Genomic DNA, 1,161 nt, shown 5'->3' on the forward strand with positions numbered 1-1,161 from the left:
TACGCCGAGCCGCACGTCTACCGGGCGGTCCCGGCGGAAGGGGCCCGCCGGGAGTCCTGACGCTCCCGGCCGGCCCGCTCCGGCCCGGCTCGGGTCAGCTCGGTCGGCCCTGCGAGCCCTGCGGGTCTTGCGAGCCCTGCGGGTCCTGCGAGCCCTGCGGGCCCGGACGGCCGCAGAACTCGGCCTCGGCCAACGGGAGTTTGTCGCGGAACCAGTCGGCGTTGGTGTTGACCGCCAGGACGTGCCTTCCGTCCCGGGTGGTCAGCGCCAGCGTCGACGATCCGTGGATGCCGCCGTCGTGCCCCCAGACGGTGACGCCGCAGGAGAGCGTCCCGGAGCCCAGGCCGAGGCCGCCGCTGCCGTGCGGTCCGGGGGCGGTCATCTCGTCCAACTCGGCCTGGGGGAGCAGTCGTCCGCGCATCAGGGCGGAGAGGAAGCGGGTCAGGTCGGCGGTGGTGGAGACGATGCCGCCCGCTGATCCGGCCATCGAGGGGTTGAGCTCGGTGACGTCCAGGGGCGTCGGCGAGCCGCCGAACAGTGTCGAGTAGCCGCGCGCGTGCGGCCGGGGCAGGGCGGTCGTGGTGCCGGGTACGCTCGTCCCGGTCAGCCCCAGGGGGCGGATGATCCGACGTTCCACCTCCTCGCCGTACGGGCGGCCGGTCACCCGCTCGATGATCATCCCGGCCAGCAGGTAGTTGGTGTTGGAGTACCGGTACGAGGTCCCCGGCGCGAAGACCGGGGGATGGGCGAGCGCGATCCGCACCAACTGCTCCAGGCTGTAGGTGTCGTAGCGCCGGGAGAGGAAGGCCGGGGTGAACAGGACCGCGCCCATTCCGGGATCGTCGCCGTAGTCGAAGACGCCGCTGGTGTGGTTGAGCAACTGGCGGACGGTGACGGCCGATCCGTCGTTCCCGTTGCCGCTGACCAGGCCGGGCAGCCACCGTTCCACGGTGTCGTCGAGGTCGAGCCTTCCCTCGGCCTGGAGTTGGAGTACCACGGTCGCGATGAAGGGCTTGGTCACGCTTCCGATCCGGAACCGCTCGTGCGTCGACCTCGGCCGTCCCGTTGTGGTGTCCGCCACTCCGACGGCGGCCGACCAACTTCCCCTGATGTCAACGGTGGTGGCGATCATCCCGGGCAGTCCCGAGGACTGGAGCGCCT

At 71.6% G+C, this 1,161-nt stretch carries 1 protein-coding gene; it reads right to left on the reverse strand.

The features are described from left to right. Window positions 1-94 precede the first annotated feature (94 nt). Window positions 95-1,141: a serine hydrolase domain-containing protein gene (locus ABD308_RS01060; RefSeq protein ID WP_344323722.1), complete on the reverse strand. Its 1,047-nt coding sequence runs from the start codon at window positions 1,139-1,141 to the stop codon at window positions 95-97. Between the last annotated feature and the right edge of the window lie 20 nt (window positions 1,142-1,161).

It is taken from the genome of Kitasatospora putterlickiae, assembly GCF_039527695.1.
Classification (GTDB): Bacteria; Actinomycetota; Actinomycetes; order Streptomycetales; family Streptomycetaceae; genus Kitasatospora; species Kitasatospora putterlickiae.